Raw genomic sequence first — 17,189 nt, 5'->3', positions numbered from 1 at the left:
TAGATAAGGGTCTTTATGGCATCGAAAAAGAAAGAAGAAACCGACTTGACTGAATTGCTTAAGGATGTTGCCAAAAATTGGTATATCATGCTGCCTTGCTTAGTGGTTGCTGGCATTGTAGGTGTCTTTGTCTCCTTGTGGATTAGGCCTGTTTACCAGGTAGATGCTCTTCTTCAGATTGAATCGAAAAACAGCAAGAACTCTATGGGTATGATGGGTGGACTTGGAGCCCTTTTCTCCAACGCTTCTCCTGCCGAAACAGAAATTGAGTTGATTCGTAGCCGTCAGGTGATGGGTGCCGCTGTCGAAAAGATGCGCCTGCAGTACGAGGCTGAACCCTTGAATTTCCTGGACCGTCTTCTCCATAGGGAAGGCAGACTTGACCTTGCGCAGATTGAAGTCCCCTGGGATAGCGTCCCCAAGACTGACAAGATTAAGGAATGGGAAGTGGAAATCAAGGACAGTACTGGTCGTTTTGACCTGTATGACCACCTTGATAAAGTTGTTCTATCGGGTGAACCTGGCCATACCTACAAGTTTCCCTATGCCGGTGATTCTGCCGCATTTGGCATTATCAGCTGCGATGTTCGCCCGGGTCAGCGTTTTGTCGTCCGTAAGCGTAAGCGTCTCGATGCCATCAGTTCGTTCCGTAGCGCCTTTGACGTAAAGGAAAAGGGTAAAAAGACTGGAATCCTGGAATTTACCTATCAGGATATCTATCCGGATCGTGGCATGGCCGTATTGAATGAGGTAGCCTCTTCTTATTTACGTCAGAATGTGGAAGAACGTAATGCTGAAGCCCAGAAGACGTTGGAATTCCTGGAAAAGCAGCTGCCTGATGTGAAGGCCCAGATGGATTCCTCTCTCATGAACTTGAACGCCTATCGTAACCGCGTGGGTTCTGTAGACGTGAATGCAGAAACTCAGTTGGTGCTTCAGCGCCGCATGAAGTTGCAACAGGACATTCTTGCCTTGCAACAGCGTAAGCAGGAAGCGATTCGACTTTTCCATTCTGAACATCCTACTGTAAAGACTCTGGAAGATCAGGAAGATGCCTTGAAGCGTGAACTGGCAGGAACCGCCAGCCAGGTAAAGAAACTTCCCACCACTCAGCAGGAAGTGCTAAAACTGACAAACGAAGTGGAACAGAGCAAGATTCTCTACACCACCATGCTGAACAATATCCAGCAGCTGCGTCTTGTTTCTGCCGGTGAAGTGGGCTCCGTGCGTATTGTGGACTTTGCTGAAAAGGCTCTCAGACCCACTAAGCCCAAGCCCAAGCTGATTGTTGCTGTCGCCCTGTTCCTTGGCTTCCTGTTTGGTACTTTGATTATTTCTCTGAAGACCAAGTTCAGCAGCGGTGTAAAGAGCGCTAGCTTTATCGAAAAGGAAACTGGTTTTACGGTTTATGCAAAGGTGCCCAAGGGCAATCCCCAGGGAACCAAGGGCACAAGACCGCTGGCCGTGGTGGAACCCGACGACGTGGCCGTGGAATCCCTCCGTGCTCTCCGTTCTTCCCTGGAATTCTCTATGATGGACGATAATGGTTCTGTCATTGGTGTTAGCGGCCTGATTCCCGGCGTAGGCAAGAGCTTTATTTCTGTGAACTTGGCAGCCTTGTTTGCAGGTCTGGGCAAGAAGGTCTTGCTCATTGATGCGGATCTCCGTAAGGGTCGCCTCCATAAGGAATTCGGAATCAAGCGCGGCAACGGTCTTTCCCAGGTGCTGCTCCGTGAAGTCCAGGTGGAAGAAGTTATTCACCCCACCGAAGTGGAAAACATGTTTGTGATCCCCTGCGGCAATGTCCCTGCCAACCCGGCTGAACTTCTTGGCTCCAGGCATTATGCCGATTTGATTGAAAGATTTAAGTCTGAGTATGATCTGGTGATTGTGGATACTCCGCCGATCATGCTGGTGACGGATGCTGCCCTGGCTTGCCGCCTGGCTGCCCAGATCGTTATGGTCATCGAATACAATAGGCATTCTATTGAAGCCATTCAGGAAGGTATGAGTCAGATCCTCAAGGGCAACAGTACTGCACATGCTTCTATTGTCATCAACAAGTATGAACATAGCCGCACCGAAGGTTACGGCTACAAGTACGGGAAATACTAATGAAAGGTATTGTGCTCGCCGGTGGTTCCGGTACTAGACTTTATCCCCTGACCATGGTGACTTCGAAACAGCTGTTGCCTGTTTACGACAAGCCCATGATCTATTACCCGCTGTCTACCTTGATGTTGGCGGGAATCCGTGATATTTTGATTATTTCCACTCCGACGGACCTTCCCAATTTTGAACGTCTGTTGGGTGATGGTTCCTCGATGGGTCTCAACCTTAGCTATAAGGTTCAGCCCAGCCCTGATGGCCTAGCCCAGGCTTTTATTCTGGGTGAGGAATTTATTGGAAATGATTGCTGCGCCATGGTTCTCGGCGACAATATTTTCTACGGCAACGGCTTTAGTCCCCTTCTGAAGGCTGCCGTCAAGAACGCCGAACAGAACAGTCGCGCCAGTGTGTTCGGTTACTATGTGGATGATCCCGAACGTTTCGGTGTTGTGGAATTTGACGAAGCCGGAAAGGTGATTTCTGTAGAAGAAAAGCCCAAGGAACCCAAGAGCAATTATGCCATTACCGGCTTGTATTTCTATGACAACCGCGTGGTCGAATATGCCAAGTCCCAGAAACCCAGCGCTCGCGGAGAACTGGAAATTACGGACCTGAACAAGACCTACCTGGATCAGGGTGACTTGGATGTGAAGTTGCTGGGTCGCGGTTTTGCCTGGCTGGATACCGGTACCATGGACAGCCTGATCGAGGCTGGAGACTTTGTTCGTATGGTGGAAAATCGCCAGGGCATCCAGATCAGCGCCATAGAAGAAATTGCCTACATCAATGGCTGGATCAGCAAGGACAAGTTGCTGGAATCTGCTGCCAAATATGGTAAGAGCCCCTATGGCCAGCACCTGCGTAAAGTCGCCGAAGGAAAGATTAGATATTAGGTAATCATATGGGAAAGTTCAATTTTATAAAGACCAGTATTGAAGGCGTAACTATCGTTGAACCCACCGTCTATGGTGATCATCGCGGTTACTTCATGGAGACCTATAACAAGGCCGAATTTGATGAAGCCGGTCTTGATATGGTTTTTGTTCAGGATAATGAATCCCGCTCCAAGAAGGGTGTCCTTCGCGGCCTTCATTTCCAGAAAAAGAATCCCCAGGGCAAGCTTGTCCGCGTGTTGGAAGGTGAAGTTTATGACGTGGCTGTGGACCTGCGCAAGGGCAGCCCCACTTTCGGCAAGTACGAAGGTGTGGTGCTTTCTGCCGAAAACAAGCGCCAGTTCTACATTCCCGAAGGCTTTGCTCACGGTTTTGTGGTTTTGAGTGAAACTGCAACCTTTGTGTACAAATGTACACGCCTTTATGATCCCAAGGATGAAGGCGGTCTGTTCTGGAATGACCCGGCCATCGGAATCGAGTGGCCTGTGGGAAATGGTTTTGAACCGCTTCTCAGCGAAAAGGACACCAAGAACCCTCTGTTGAAGGATCTTGGCTTCGCTTTTGAATTGTAATCGGCCTAATTTTTTTATTATTGACCTGATGAAAAATATTCTTGTTGTATGTACCGGCAATATTTGCCGTAGCCCCACGGGCGAATACCTTCTCAAGAAGGAACTCGGCCCCGATTATAATGTGATGAGTGCTGGTCTGGGTGCCCTGGTGGATCACCCTGCTCACGAAATCAGCCAGAAGATTGCCCTGGAACATGGTGTAGATATGAGTGCCCATCGTGCACGTCAGATCAACCTGGATATTGTAAAGTGGGCCGACTTGATTCTAACTATGGAAAACGGTCAGAAGATGGATATTCTTGCCCGCTATCCCTTTATGGAAGGCAAGGTTTTCCGTTATGGCGAAAACATGAGGGTCGACGTACCTGACCCCTATCGCCGTCCGGAAAATGCATTTGTTCTTGCATGGAATTACATCTCCAAGCTGACACCCTACTGGGTCGAAAAAATTAAACAGAGTGAGGGCCAGGCCTAGGCCTGGTGTGAGGAATTTATGAAGAAGATTTGTTTGGGACTTTGCGGTGTTGCTGCAGCCCTCTTGTCTGGATGCGCCGCTGGTCCCCAGATGCAGATGGCTCTGCCTGGCGATTCTGCCGAGTATAATGGTTATACCGTTCGTGTTCACTACATTGATCAGGGCGATCTGGGCAAGGCAAACGTTGCCGCCGCCTCTGCTGAAGAAGAATCTGCCGCAGGCAATCTCAAGGATTTGATGGTGGATTCCCTGCCTCAGCTGGAATACCATATTGGACCTCTGGATATGGTCCAGATCGTGGTTTGGGAACATCCGGAACTGACTTCTCCTATGGGTCAGTACCAGCCTGCCGGTCAGAAGGTCACTACCGATGGTAAGCTGTTCTACCCCTATGCCGGTGAATTGAATGTCGCTGGCTTGACTGCACAGGAACTTCGTTTAGAAATTACAAAGCGCCTCTCCGATAAGATTTTGAACGATCCCCAGGTGGACGTGCGTGTGACGGGTTACAATGGTCGCAAGGCTTTTGTTTCTGGCGCCGTGAACAAGCCCGGTGCTGTAGGCTTTGATGAAAAGCCCATGACTTTGCCCGACGCTATTTCCCTTGTGGGTGGATTTGATGAATATGCCGATCCTTCCGCCATGCAGTTCCGCCGCGATGGCAAGGTTTATAGTATCAACTATCTGGATGCTTTCCAGAACAATCTAGCTCTTGAAAAGATTCTGCTCCGCCCCGGTGACCAGATCTTTGTTCCCGCTCTGAAGGAAACTCAGAAGAGCAACAAGGTTTACGTTCTTGGCGAAGTTGGCCGTGTAGGAACCGTAGATGTGAACAATGGCAAGCTGAGCCTTGTAGAAGCTTTGGCTTCTTCCGGTGGTCTGAATGCCTTGAATGCGGATTCCCGTTCCGTGTATGTGATTCGCAATTCCAATGAGACGACAATCGATGTCTATCTGCTGAATGCCAAGAATGCCATGGCCCTTGCTATGGCAGAACGCTTCAACCTGTCTTCTCATGACGTGGTCTATGTGGACGCTTCTGGCCTTGCAACCTGGAACCGTATCATTTCTTTGATTGCTCCGACCGGTGCTCTGCTTAACAATGCTGCAAGTACTGGACGTAATATCCAGTTGATGTCCAGCGGTCAGTGGGGACGGTAATAATTCTCTAAGTTTAATTTATAGGGTGTAACTCAATGATCAACCTTATCCTTTGTGGTGGTAACGGCACTCGCCTCTGGCCCGTAAGCCGTTCCCTGATGCCGAAACAGTTTGCTCCGCTCTTTGACGGACAGTCCCTCTTCCGCAAGACCGTGGTGACCAACTCCGCAGTCTGCGAAGCCCAGTTCATCGTTTCCAACGCCGACCAGTTCTTCCTGGCTAAGGACCAGCTGGAAGCCGAAGGCAAGAAGGGCGGCAAGTTCCTGCTGGAACCGGTGGGCCGTAATACCGCCCCTGCCATCGCCCTGGCCTGCTTGACCCTGGATCCCGAAGAAATCGTCCTGGTTTCTCCGTCCGACCATGTGATCCGCAAGAAGGATGAATACAAGGCTGTTTTGCTCCGCGCCCAGGAACTTGCCAAGGAAGGCAACCTGGTCACTTTCGGTATCACTCCCACCAGCCCCGAAACTGGCTACGGCTACATCGAAGCCGATGGCGAAAACGTAAAGCGTTTTGTAGAAAAGCCGGACCGTGCCACTGCCGAAAAGTATTTGCTGGCAGGTAACTTCTACTGGAATTCCGGTATCTTCTGCTTCAAGGCAAAGACCTTCCTCGACGAACTCCAGAAGCATTCTCCGGATATTTTGGCCGCTTCCAAGAAGGCTCTGGCCAATACCGCCATTGAAGAAAAGGAACCCATCCGCGTTTCTATGGATGACATGATGGCCATTCCTTCCAATTCCATCGACTACGCCGTCATGGAAAAGTCCGACAAGGTGAAGGTGGTTCCCAGCGATATCGGCTGGAGCGATCTCGGTTCCTTCGACAGCCTCTATGGCGAATATCCCCACGACGAAAATGGTAACAACGTAAACCCCCGCCACATTGCAGTGGGTTCCAAGAACTCCCTGGTCATGGGTTCCCAGCGTGCCATCGCAACCATCGATCTCGATAAGATGCTCATCGTGGATACTCCCGACGCACTTCTCGTTGCTCCTCTCAGCAGCAGCCAGAAGGTAAAGCAGGTGGTGGAAGAACTGAAAGTCCGCGGCTCTGACCTGATCAGCGTGCCTCAGACGGTGAACCGCCCCTGGGGTACCTACTCCGTGCTGGAATCCTCCGAACGCTACAAGATGAAGCGTATCGTGGTGAAGCCGGGCAAGCGCCTCTCCCTGCAGAAGCATTTGCACCGTTCTGAACACTGGGTCGTAGTCAGCGGTACCGCAACCGTCACCGTGGGCGACAAGGTGTTCTACGTCCGTCCCAACGAATCAACCTACATTCCTGTTGGCGAAGTACACCGCCTGCAGAACGAAGGCAAGCTTCCGCTGGTCATCGTCGAAATCCAGGTGGGCGAATACACCGGCGAAGACGATATCATCCGCGTCGAAGATGACTTCCATCGTGTAAAGTAACATAGCTGTTTGTTTAGCAATAATGGGCCGCGAAAGATTTTCTTTCGTGGCCTTTTTTTTATGGATAAGTTTTTATATTTGCTCCGCCTTAAATTAAATATGGAGGAAACATGAAAAAACTAATCGTTCTTGCTTTCGTTGCTTTTGCCGCCGTGCAGAGCTTTGCTGTGGGTCTCGGTCTCCGAGATGCTTTTATCGTTGGTTCCCTGATGGGTGATGCCGATGGTAACATCGGTACCGGTGATGCTTTCACTTTCGAAATGCTCTTCCCGGTTAACGAAAATTTCGGCATTCATACCGGTGCAGGTATTGAATACGCCATATATGACTTTGATGTGGATGATTATGATGACTACCATAGATACATCATGTATGTTGACATGAGTATCCCCGTACTGGCCCGTCTGAATTTTACTCCGGGTTTCTTCATGGATCTGGGTGTTAACCTGGGCCTTAACCTGACTACCTTGAGCTGGGCTGAATATGGAAGTAGGTCTACCGATGCAGAATCCATAGATGAGGCCAGTGGATTTAACGTAGACTTCGCTGCAGGCTTGGGCTATGTGTTCAAGTTCGGTCTGGGCATTGATGGCCGTATTACCTACGGTTTGACCAATGTTTTTGATTTGGATAATGTGGATTCAAACCGTTTCGGTATCCAAATCGGTCTTAGCTACTGGTTTAAGCAGCGCTAATTGTTGGACGTCTTAAACGAGATAGCAAACTATTAAAGAAAGGCGGACCTTGCAAGGTCCGCCTTTCTTGTTCGTAATTTTGTACGTAAAAAAGACCTCGCCAAAGGCGAGGCCCTGTAAAGCTTTTGGCTCGGACTAGAACTGGTCCAGGAAACGCTGGTCGTTGCCGGTGAGCAAGCCGATTTCCGGGATAGCGTGGCGGAGCATGGCGATACGGTCTAGACCGAAGCCGAATGCAAAGCCGGTGTACTTTTCACCGTCGATACCGCAGTTCTTGAACACGTTGGGGTCCACGGAGCCGCAGCCACCGATTTCCATCCAACCGGTGCCCTTGCAACGACGGCAGCCGACCCCACCGCAGAACACGCAGCTCACGTCCATTTCAGCGGAAGGTTCCGTGAAGGGGAAGAAGCTGGGGCGGAAACGGGTCTTGACGCCTTCACCGAAGAGCTTGTTCATGAACACCTGGAGGACGCCCTTCAGGTCTGCAAAGGAAATGTTTTCGTCTACCACCAGACCTTCGCACTGCTGGAACATGGGGGCGTGGGTAGCATCGTTATCGACGCGGAATACGTGACCCGGAGCGATCATGCGGAAAGGCGGCTTGTGGGTTTCCATGTAATGAATCTGGGTGCCGCTGGTGTGGGTACGGAGCATCACCTTGTCGTCCACGTAGAAGGTGTCCTGCATGTCGCGGGACGGGTGGTCGGGAGGAGTGTTCAATGCTTCGAAGTTGTACCAGTCGGTTTCGATGTCGCGGCCGAAGTCCACTTCAAAGCCCATCTGGCTGAAGAAGTCGATGATCTCTTCGCGGACGTCGTACAGCGGGTGGGTCGAGCCAGACGGAATGCCTGCGCCGGGGAGGGATACGTCGACGCTGCCGCTGGAAAGTTTCTTCTGGAGGGCGGCTTCGTTGGCGGTAGCAATGGCCTTTTCGATTTCTTCGGAGACGGCCACCTTAAGTTCGTTGACGAGCTTGCCGAAAGCCGGCTTTTCTTCTGCGGAAAGGGAACCCATCTGCTTCATCAGGTCGGTTACCATGCCCTTCTTGCCAAGGTACTTCACGCGGAGGTTGTTAACGGCTTCTTGATTAGTGAGGTCAGTTTGAGCAAGTTCTGCGTCAAATGCCTGTTTTACGTTATTAATAGCTTCACTCATAGTGCAAAAAATTTAGAAATTGATAATGGATGATTGATGATTGATAATGAAAAAGTTCTGCGCGTACGGAGTATTTTTTAATTGACTCCTGGAATGTGCATGATAACGGGCCTGTTCTTCCCGTTCTCGGTCTTGTGGATGGTCAGCTTGCCGGTGGAATCGTAGCCGAATTGCTCGCCAACGCGCTCGCCGTTGACGTAGGTGAGGGAATCCTTCAGCACGCCGTTCTTGTACCAGTTGCGCCAGATGCCGTTTCGCTTTCCTCCTTCCCAGAAACCTTCATTGGCGAGTTTCGTGTATTCCACGCCGCTATTTGTCGTGTCAGGAAAAAAGCTGCGACTCTGCCGTAAGACGCCCTTATCCCAAATCTCTTCGTAGCGCAGAGATTTGTTTTCTTTTACGAACCACAATGTCCTGTTCAGAACGAATTCATGGTGTACGTTCAAGTTGCGTAATTCATGATTTTCTGTCCATACCTTTACAAATGTGGATTCTGCGCAAATTTCGCTTCCGCAAATTCCGTAATCTACACGATAGGGTGAGTAACGATCGCCGTTGTGGACTATACTGCTTGCAATTCGATTTCCGTCTATGTCGAACCAAATCCAAAGGGAATCTCGAATACCGTGTTTCCAATATTCCTGTTTTTGAACTTGTCCATTGCCATAATAAAGAGTACGAGGCCCGTTCAGTCTGCCGTCTTTCCAGGTTTCGGAGATTTCCACTTTCTTGCCGTCGGAGTAATAGCTATAGCTGATGCCGTTTTTGTTGCCGTGCTTGCATGTGTAGAACATTTCCAGGGTCCCGTCGGGACGATATCTTTTGAAGAAACTCTGCGGCCCGATAGTTTCAATGTCCTTTCCTGAATTTCCAAAACAGCTATTTTCTTCAACCAAGGTTCGGTTTTCGTCCCATTTCTTCCAGACGCCAACGGAATCTCCGTTCTCGTTATAATGTTCTTCAAATGCTTTTTCACCATTAAAGTGCCAGCCTTCCCAGTCGCCTACAGGGTGGTCTTCCTTGTAGTAACGGATGGCTTCCTTCTTCTTGTTGAAATGTCCGCCGTAATAGCTGATCCATTTTCCGTGGCGTAAGCCCTTCTTGTATTCCCCTTCGAGAACCAGGTCACCGTAGCCCGTCCAGCGCTTGAATTCACCGTCGGGCTCGTTATCCTTGTAGGGAATTTCGTATTCCTTGATTCCGTCGGAGTACCATTCGTTGCGCTTTAGAATTTCGCCATTGGGGTAAACCCAGATGGAAGTTTTCTTGGCGCCATTGGCATGGGTGGCCAGAATGGTTTCTTCGGCTCGTTCGATTGTGCAACTGCAGAGTGCTCCGCAGACGGCAAAGGTTGCAGAAAAGCGGGAAATGACCCGAAAAACAGCTGTAAATCGAAAAGCTCTCATACGAACTAAAGTAGAAAAAGGTAATTTCGTGTTGTGTTAGATATTAAGAATAAACAGCTTGCCGATACCTTCAATACGCGGGTCCGTACGCCCTGGGTCTGGCTTGTCCTGGCCATTACGGTTGGGCTTACGGCGCTGTTCTATTTTTCCCAGAAGCCGCAACTGGTTATCTACTCCCGTCATCTGAAATCTCTGACGGATTACCAGCTGCAGGAAGCTTTTACCATGCGCGGCATGGAACGTGTCCGCATCGGCTTTGGAGCGGATTCTGTTTTTGTGCAGGCCCAGACCATGAACCTGCGGGAAATGGCCGTTTCCTTTTCAAGGGAAATGGATAACATTCGCGGTCTTGGTGTAAAGGTCCCGTCCTACGAGTCCGTGTCCCGCTTTGAAAAGGAAGTGCTGAGCAAGGTGGCGGGAATGCGCCGCTATACGACCGGTCGAATGGCCTGGAATCATCAGCTGGAAGGGGTGCGGTCCCAGGTTATGGAATTGGAAGGCTCCCTTCATCAAAAGATGGTGATGTCCCTGGATTCCATGCGTGCCGGATACCTGGTGGGCTTGGGATCTCTAAGTGAAGATGAAATTGCCCGCTTGCCCCAGAACTTGAAGACGGACTTTATCAAGCTGTCTCGTGAAAACGAGGAACTTGCCCTGGCCTGGAGCCGTTTCGACAATTCCATGGCGGCTATGTATTGTGAAGACATGATCCAGTTCTTCCAGTCCCAGAATATGGATGAGCTTTCCCTGAAATCCAGGATTCCCATGGCCTTCTATTTCTTGAGTCTGGTGCTTTTGCTTTCTACATTTTTCTTTATCTTCCGTTCTAAAAATATTGACTAGTGGGTTTTATGTTCTGTTTCTATACCTCCCGTAAACCGGCCTATTTGCATTTCGCCTTCCTGCTGCTGTTCTTGGCGGGCTGGCTGCTTTCCTATATGATGCCTGCCCTCAAGGGATTTACGGAAGAAGACAAGCTTTTCTATGGTACGGTGACCCACGCCTCGATTCCAAGCATCTTTGGCGGAACGGACATTCCCTTTTTTGACAAGACCAACTTCCAGATTAACGGTGACGACAATGTGAATTTCGTGCTGTATGCTTCCAAGGACATGATGGATGATATGGCTGAATGGTACAGTTTTGCCGCTATGGATGCTGGGGATATTCCGTTGCAGATTACGGCTGTACGAGTAAAAAGCAATTTGTTTGTAGTACACTCCATTTCGTCTATGGATGGGGAACTGAGCTTTGATGAACTGGTGATGGATTACCAGGTCTATTATGCCTTTATCGGTTGCGGCATTGTGGGGTCGATGGCCCTGGCTGCGCTGGTGCTCTTGATCATGTGGCTTGTTAAAAAGCGGGCATAGCCAATGAAATTTTTTAAGTCCGTCTGGGCGCTATTTCTTGTGGTGGGCCTTGCGGCTTCGTGCTGGGGATCCTCCGCCGAAGATACCTTGAACGTGGTCGCCTATGGCTCAGCTTCGGGCATGTCTGCTCCTAAAAAGGGATTGGTGGGCGTCTGGAATTTAAAGTCTAACGGACAAAACAAGGGCAATGATCACCGTTCTGTTGCCGTGTGGTTCCACGGCGGTATGACTAGCGGCAATTGTGAAAAGGGGTTGGTTGCAGGCGGCGATATGGCGGAGCTGCTTCCCGGTTTTATCGTAATGAGTGCGTCTGCCTGTAAGCAGGACCATTGGGTAACTCCCGTGGCTGTTGGTTGGGTGGATGCGGCCCTGGATTCCATTGCGGGGCGTCGTGGTTACCCTATCGATAACATCTACCTGGTGGGAATTTCAGACGGGGCGCTGGGTGTAATGGCTTATTCCCTGTGGGGCCGTCGACAGGTGAAATCCAGACTGCTGATCAGTTCCTATGGGGCCGCCTTTGGCGATGCCGCAGAAATTGCCCGGGAACGTCGTCTGCAAACCGGACGTTGGCGTTTTATTCAGGGCGGTTCCGACCGGCTGTATCCTGCCGATGTGACAGTTCCCTGGATTACCCGCTTTTGCAATTCCCTGGACCAGGGAGCGGAGGCAAATTCCTCTCTTCAGTGCGATATGAAGTTCGATCCGGCCGGTGAACATGACTGGAGTTACTGGAAAAGTCATCAAAAAGACTGGATTTTGGAAATTTTTAATGAAAAATGAATAAAATTTGCCCTTTACCCTTGACAAATCGCAAATAATTTTCAAAATTTGGGCACACGAACATGCGGATGTGGCGGAACTGGTAGACGCGCTAGATTCAGGTTCTAGTAATCGCAAGGTTGTGGAGGTTCAAGTCCTCTCATCCGCACTGAAAAAGACCTCTCGAAAGAGAGGTCTTTTTTTTATGCTTGGAGATGGAGATGCCTCGCGGAGGTAATGAAAAAAGGCGGTGGAAAAGGGCGTATGAACCGATTTTCCACTGCCTTTTTGTTTGTTCGTTCGCAAAATTGGGGGCCAGAGGTGGGGTAAGGCTGTGTTTTTCTGCATTTTTACCCCTGTTTGAGGTAAAATTTGTCTTGTTTTGAGAGTTTGTTTGATACAAATTAAAAGAAAGGCGGTGGAAATGGAGTGGAATTTCTCTTTTCCACTGCCTTTTTGCCCCCTGTCCTTTCGGACGAGCTATTTCTTGATGCTGAGAATGACGGCTACCATCATGATGATGCAGCCAAGGCCCTCGCGAAGGGTCAGCTGTTCTCCCAGCACGGCCCAGCCTCCCAGAACCGCAAACACCGATTCCAGGCTCATGAGCAACGAGGCGATGGTGGGCTTGATTTTATTCTGGGCCACAATTTGCAAGGTAAAGGCCACACCGCTAGAAAGTACGGCGGCATAAAGCAGCGGAATCCAGGCGGATCCGTGGGAGTAAATTTCTACGGCACGGACCATGCCCGCAGCCGAACATTCCATATCCACTAGGAACATGGGGGCGGCACTAAGGACGCAGGCCACTAGACACTGTATGGCAGAAAGGCGGACGTTATCTACGTCGGGGCCGTACTTGTCTACGAATAGGATCTGGATGGCGAAAGATAGCGCGCACAGCAACAGCACCCCATCAGAAACTTCGACTGTGAAGCCGTCCTTGATGCAGAGCATATAGAGGCCCACCAATGTGATGCCTACGCAAATCCAGGACTTTAAGTTGATTTTTTTCCCGATGAATACGCTTAAGACCGGCACGAGGATAATGTAGCAGGTGGTCAGGAATCCGGATTTTCCGGCGGAAGTCCCTAGGTACAGTCCCAGCTGTTGGAAGTTGGTTCCGAAGGTTAGGGCGATGCCACAGAGAATGCCTGCCTTCCAGAGTTTCTTGCGCTGGGCAGGAGTGGCGGGACGCCGAGGGCTTTTGCCAGTGGCATCAAGGGTCTTGGCTAGGCCGAAAAGCAGTGCGGCGGCAATGAGATTGCGGGTGCAGGTGAAAACGAAGGGGCCTGCAGAATTGCCTTCTGCCTGGGCCACAAAGGTCGTTCCCCAGATGAAGGCCGCCAGAATAAGCAGAAAACTATATCCGATGTTAGCCATAGCGATAAAAAAGATAGAAAAAAAGGTCGTTGGATCCATTTTTACGGAGGACTCAAAAAATTTTTTTATCTTTGCGATATCATTAGGAGGTTTTATGACTATCTTGAAGAATGCTCTTTATGTTGGCTGTGTGGCCGGCGTTTGCAGTGCCCTCACTTTTGGCCTTGTGGCTTGCGGCGATAGCGGTAACGGTAGTGCGAGCGAAGAACAGGAAGAAATCCTTTCTTCTTCCAGCGCCAAGATTGACAACGAAGCTGATGACGATCTGGAATCCAGCAGTTCCGTGCGCGCGAGTTCCTCTTCCGAAGAGGTTGATTTTGAAGAATTCAATCCGGCCATTTCCTACAGTGACTTTAAGGACAGCCGCGATAATAAACGTTACAAGACCGTGACTATCGGTAATCAGCTCTGGATGGCGGAAAACCTGAACTACAAGTCCTCCAATTCTTTCTGCTATGATGACAAGACAGACAACTGTGAAGATTACGGCGCCCTGTATTACTGGGGCGATGCCCAGGATGTCTGCCCCGATGGGTGGCATTTGCCTTCTAAGGATGAATGGCAGGAATTGTTTGACGCTGTGGGAAGTGACCCCGGCAAGAAGTTGAAGGCAACCTTTAGCTGGGATGATGACGGTAACGGAACCGACAAGTATGGTTTCCGCGTGTTGGCTTCCGGCTACAAGAAGGGTAACGAGTTTTTGGAGCAGGATGATTACGCCTCCTTCTGGAGTTCCGATGAATTTGACCTGAAAAACGCTATCAGCTGGCGCTTTACCAGCACCGATGGCGGTGTCAGGAAGAATACCCTGGAAAAGTCCATCTACCGTTCCGTGCGTTGTGTCAATGACAGGTCTGTCAATTCCAAGTACGATGTAGAAGTGATGACATCCTCTGATCTTTCTAAGTATGCCTGCTCCGAAAAGACCAAGGGTCAGACTGCCTACATCAAGGACGTGGAGCAGGAATTGATCTGCGCTTACGATTATGACCTGGAAGACTACATGTGGATGGACGAAGAAGATATTACTCCGCCTAGCTCTTCTTCCAGCGATGATGACGACGATGATGACGACGATGATGACGGCAATCTTTCCAGCTCCAGCACTCTGCCTTCTAGCTCCAGCGTAACTCCTGCCAGCTCTAGTGGCGATTCCGGAAGCTATGATCTCGTGCTGGATGAGGTTGACGACTTGGGTGTGTATGCTTGCGATGAAGATATGGAGGGTACTACCGCCTACATAGCAGATCTTGATGTAGTGGTGGTCTGCACCTATGACGAAGACCTGGAATACTACGACTGGTTTGATTACAGCGCTCCGTAAGCCGTAGGGAATTCTGACTGTTTAAAAAAAGCCCCGGGACCTTCCCGGGGCTTTTTGTGGTGTGGTTTTACGATACCTTTAAGTTAGCTTCTTGACCGTCTGCGGTAACCCCTTGATCCAACAAATCCTTTGCAATTTTTGCAAAGGGCATTTTTTAACGGGGGCAAAAAATCAGGAGGCGAATCTATCTTATAGATGGGAAATTATATAGAATTAAGAAGGGCCTATGCTGAATATCGACGAAATTGGTGATTACAGGGATCTGCTGAAGAATTACTATGCCCAGCGCAAGCTGGAGTTGCCCCTGTATTCCTATAAGATGATGGGGCAGAAACTTGGCCTTGAAACCAGTCAGATGTTCCGCGTACTGAACAAGGAACTTCACTTGCCCAATCGCAGCATCCCCCTGGTCAAGGACCTGCTGGATCTGAAGGGCCGAAGTGGCGAACTTTTTGAAATCCTGGTGGCGGCTTCCAAGACGAAATCCCCCGCCAAGAAGGATAAGCTTTATAAGATGGCGCTGTCCCTGAAGGACGTCAAGATGCGCCAACTCAATACCAACGAGCTTCTGTTTTTAGGCAAGTGGTGGATTCCGGTGGTGCGAACCCTGATCGAGATGAACAACGGCTCGGCGGTGGTGTCCCAGCTGGTGAAGCAGATTACGCCTGTGGTTTCCAAGGAACAGGTGGAAGAAGCCATCCGCGTCTTGAAGGAACTAAAACTGATTACGCCCCTGGCGTCGGAACGGTTTGCGGTGGGGCAGGCTAACTTTACCTCGTCGGGTACCGCCAAGGTGACTGCCATTCGCAGCTACCAGAACCAGTTGCTGGCTCTGGCTCAGAATGCCCTGGCTACCATCGAACCTGACCGGCGAAATATGTCGTCGCTGCTGGTGGGCGTAGATGAAGATTGCTTTAACGACCTGAAGGAAATGACCTTGGAATTCCGCCGCCAGGTGCAGAAACGCGTAGAAGAGGTGCAGAAGCCTACCAAGGTGATGCAGTTCATGTTCTCGCTGTTCCCGGTGGCCGACATGGACGCGGTGGCGGGCAAGACCGCTGTCAAGAATGGAGGTGTGGCGGGCAAGGCCGCTGCCACCAAAGGGGTAAAAAAATGAGGTGTGGTATGGTTAAGATGTTTAAGTGCATTGTTGCCGGGCTTGTGGGCGGCTGGCTTGTGGCCTGTTCCACGGATAGCGAGGTGGCAGGTGTCAGTACTGTCGAAACAGAAAACGCCTATGTGGTCCAGGTGGTGGACGAAGGTGGCGCCCCTGTGGCCAACGCCACTGCAGTCTTGAGGGCTGCGAACTATCTGCCTGCCTTGGAAGTCTTGAAGAAGGAAACTGCCGTCAGGATCTTTACCTCGGATTCCGTCGGCATTGTCCGCGTCGATACATTGTTTGCAGATTCCATGACCCTCGAGGTGATGGATGAAGGCCGTGGCGCATTTGCCCTGCTCCTGGCCAATCAGATCAAGATGGGGGATTCCTCTGAAATTGCCGTTAGCCCCCTGAGTGTCATGTCGGGTAGGATCGACTTGCCCGAAGGCAGCGATGGCGTCTGGATCCAGGTTTACGGTACCGATCGGAAGGTCAAGACCGATAGCGAAGGCTTCTATAAGATTGAGGGCCTTGCTCCTGCAGATTACCGCGTTCGAATCGTCGCCGGCGATTCTATTGTCGAGGACCTGGTGACTGTTCCTCTGGCGGCTCCTGAAAGTTCGTCTAGTGGTCAGATTGCCGAAAGTTCCTCCAGCGATGAGTCGGAATCCTCATCCGACGAGGAACCGGGTTCCTCCGCGCCCCTGGGATACCTAAATGTCCTGGATTTCGAAAACGGATTGAAGTCTAACGTCCTGTTTGCCGGAGATTCTAGCGAACTTTATTTGAAGCCTACGGACACCACGGTGGTCATGTCTCCTGTTGAAGATAGCGCCGCCCTGGCCGTTGTAGATGCCGGTGCAGGTCGCGAGGGCAAGGCATTCCACTGGACAACTTCTGGAATGCAGGGACATTGGTCTTTCATGGGCCTGTGGATTTGCTCCAGTTCCGATCCTTGTGACTTCAGCGGCATTGATTCCGTGGAATACTTCGTTCGTGGCATGGGCTCCTATTCCTTCAATCTTGAAGCCATTGTTGACGGAACTTCTGGCAAGGCAGTGTTCCTGGACACCCTTGGTGGTGCGGATGAATGGGAGCGTGTGGTGGTGAAACCTTCCGACTTTATGGTGGGCGACAGCACCTATGGAAACATGGGCTGGGATTACGTTAGTAAGCAGGCTACGAACATCGCAGTTTCCGCATATTTTGATACGGAAATCTGGATTGATGACATCAAATTTTATGGAGTTAATGAAAAGGACTTAAGGTAAGGACTGTTCTGAACGCGCCGGAGTGCGGAACAGCTAAAGTGAATTTGGTGGTTAGAAAGGCAGGCTCTCGCGGGAGCCAGCCTTTTGTACTCT

16 protein-coding genes and 1 tRNA gene are annotated in these 17,189 nt (G+C 50.4%); 14 read left to right on the top strand and 3 right to left on the bottom strand.

Annotated features, from left to right (window positions below):
• Nucleotides 1–15: 15 nt before the first annotated feature.
• The 7 genes from BUB73_RS02160 (at nt 16) to BUB73_RS02130 (ending at nt 7,320) form a co-directional block, all read left to right on the top strand.
• A complete protein-coding gene (locus tag BUB73_RS02160) occupies nt 16–2,115 on the top strand; it encodes a polysaccharide biosynthesis tyrosine autokinase (RefSeq protein WP_073155403.1) in 2,100 nt (699 codons plus the stop codon).
• Nucleotides 2,115–3,002 carry a glucose-1-phosphate thymidylyltransferase RfbA gene (gene rfbA, locus BUB73_RS02155; RefSeq protein ID WP_073283254.1) on the top strand — a complete coding sequence of 296 codons (888 nt, stop codon included), beginning with the start codon at nt 2,115–2,117 and terminating at the stop codon, nt 3,000–3,002. The genes BUB73_RS02160 and rfbA overlap by 1 nt, the downstream gene beginning before the upstream one ends.
• An 8-nt stretch (nt 3,003–3,010) precedes the next feature.
• Complete coding sequence (rfbC, locus tag BUB73_RS02150; RefSeq protein ID WP_073155408.1) at nt 3,011–3,574, top strand: dTDP-4-dehydrorhamnose 3,5-epimerase; 564 nt, start codon at nt 3,011–3,013, stop codon at nt 3,572–3,574.
• 28 nt (nt 3,575–3,602) lie between these two features.
• The gene (locus tag BUB73_RS02145) at nt 3,603–4,049 is read left to right on the top strand and encodes a low molecular weight protein-tyrosine-phosphatase (RefSeq protein ID WP_073155412.1); all 447 of its coding nucleotides are present in this window, start codon (nt 3,603–3,605) and stop codon (nt 4,047–4,049) included.
• A gap of 18 nt (nt 4,050–4,067) precedes the next feature.
• A complete protein-coding gene (locus tag BUB73_RS02140) occupies nt 4,068–5,210 on the top strand; it encodes a polysaccharide biosynthesis/export family protein (protein ID WP_073155414.1) in 1,143 nt (380 codons plus the stop codon).
• 35 nt (nt 5,211–5,245) lie between these two features.
• Nucleotides 5,246–6,625: a mannose-1-phosphate guanylyltransferase/mannose-6-phosphate isomerase gene (locus BUB73_RS02135; protein ID WP_073155417.1), complete on the top strand. Its 1,380-nt coding sequence runs from the start codon at nt 5,246–5,248 to the stop codon at nt 6,623–6,625.
• Nucleotides 6,626–6,735: 110 nt separating this feature from the next.
• Entirely contained in the window at nt 6,736–7,320 is a 585-nt protein-coding gene (locus BUB73_RS02130; RefSeq protein ID WP_073283251.1) for an outer membrane beta-barrel protein, read from the top strand.
• 135 nt (nt 7,321–7,455) lie between these two features.
• On the opposite strand, the gene pheS is transcribed toward BUB73_RS02130, so the two are convergent.
• Nucleotides 7,456–8,478 (bottom strand): phenylalanine--tRNA ligase subunit alpha, encoded by a 1,023-nt coding sequence (pheS, locus tag BUB73_RS02125; protein WP_073155423.1) that lies wholly within the window; start codon nt 8,476–8,478, stop codon nt 7,456–7,458.
• 77 nt (nt 8,479–8,555) lie between these two features.
• Nucleotides 8,556–9,884 carry a toxin-antitoxin system YwqK family antitoxin gene (locus tag BUB73_RS02120; protein WP_112132546.1) on the bottom strand — a complete coding sequence of 443 codons (1,329 nt, stop codon included), beginning with the start codon at nt 9,882–9,884 and terminating at the stop codon, nt 8,556–8,558.
• Between the two features lie 33 nt (nt 9,885–9,917).
• On the opposite strand from BUB73_RS02120, the gene BUB73_RS02115 reads away from it, so the two are divergent.
• From BUB73_RS02115 to BUB73_RS02100, 4 genes are all read left to right on the top strand, one after another.
• Nucleotides 9,918–10,727, top strand: a complete 810-nt coding sequence (locus tag BUB73_RS02115) for a hypothetical protein (RefSeq protein WP_083537946.1) — start codon at nt 9,918–9,920, stop codon at nt 10,725–10,727.
• 8 nt (nt 10,728–10,735) lie between these two features.
• Nucleotides 10,736–11,257 carry a hypothetical protein gene (locus BUB73_RS02110; RefSeq protein ID WP_073283248.1) on the top strand — a complete coding sequence of 174 codons (522 nt, stop codon included), beginning with the start codon at nt 10,736–10,738 and terminating at the stop codon, nt 11,255–11,257.
• 3 nt (nt 11,258–11,260) lie between these two features.
• The gene (locus BUB73_RS02105; RefSeq protein ID WP_073155428.1) at nt 11,261–12,040 is read left to right on the top strand and encodes a hypothetical protein; all 780 of its coding nucleotides are present in this window, start codon (nt 11,261–11,263) and stop codon (nt 12,038–12,040) included.
• Nucleotides 12,041–12,104: 64 nt separating this feature from the next.
• Nucleotides 12,105–12,188 (top strand) — tRNA-Leu (locus BUB73_RS02100).
• A 311-nt stretch (nt 12,189–12,499) separates the two neighbouring features.
• Here BUB73_RS02100 and BUB73_RS02095 read toward each other — a convergent pair.
• Entirely contained in the window at nt 12,500–13,402 is a 903-nt protein-coding gene (locus BUB73_RS02095) for a DMT family transporter (RefSeq protein ID WP_073233718.1), read from the bottom strand.
• Between the two features lie 94 nt (nt 13,403–13,496).
• Here BUB73_RS02095 and BUB73_RS02090 point away from each other — a divergent pair, with 94 nt between their 5' ends.
• From BUB73_RS02090 to BUB73_RS02080, 3 genes are all read left to right on the top strand, one after another.
• A complete protein-coding gene (locus tag BUB73_RS02090; protein WP_073283245.1) occupies nt 13,497–14,726 on the top strand; it encodes a fibrobacter succinogenes major paralogous domain-containing protein in 1,230 nt (409 codons plus the stop codon).
• A 226-nt stretch (nt 14,727–14,952) separates the two neighbouring features.
• Entirely contained in the window at nt 14,953–15,843 is an 891-nt protein-coding gene (locus tag BUB73_RS02085) for a DUF4423 domain-containing protein (RefSeq protein ID WP_083539604.1), read from the top strand.
• 8 nt (nt 15,844–15,851) lie between these two features.
• A complete protein-coding gene (locus BUB73_RS02080) occupies nt 15,852–17,096 on the top strand; it encodes a carboxypeptidase-like regulatory domain-containing protein (RefSeq protein ID WP_073283242.1) in 1,245 nt (414 codons plus the stop codon).
• Nucleotides 17,097–17,189: the final 93 nt, after the last annotated feature.

This window comes from Fibrobacter sp. UWH6 (assembly GCF_900142465.1).
Taxonomy (GTDB): domain Bacteria; phylum Fibrobacterota; class Fibrobacteria; order Fibrobacterales; family Fibrobacteraceae; genus Fibrobacter.
Note: the sequence above shows the minus strand (reverse complement) of the source record. Positions and strands in the feature narration are given on the sequence as shown.